1 rRNA gene is annotated in these 255 nt (G+C 52.9%); it reads right to left on the reverse strand.

The annotated features are described in order from the left end of the window. Positions 1-255, reverse strand: a 23S ribosomal RNA gene (locus tag WA325_RS21325); the annotation flags it as partial.

The following is a 255-nucleotide window of genomic DNA, read 5'->3' on the forward strand; positions in this document are numbered from 1 at the left end:
TTCTCTCCTCGCCTACCTGTGTCGGTTTGCGGTACGGGCACCTCTCACCTCGCTAGAGGCTTTTCTTGGCAGTGTGGAATCAGGAACTTCGCTACTATATTTCGCTCGCCATCACAGCTCAGCCTTATGGGAAACGGATTTGCCTATTTCCCAGCCTAACTGCTTGGACGCGGATATCCAATACCGCGCTTACCCTATCCTCCTGCGTCCCCCCATTGCTCAAATGGTGAGGAGGTGGTACAGGAATATCAACCT

Origin of the sequence: Bacillus sp. 205(2023) (assembly GCF_037027485.1) — a bacterium.
Lineage (GTDB): Bacteria > Bacillota > Bacilli > Bacillales > Bacillaceae > Bacillus > Bacillus halotolerans.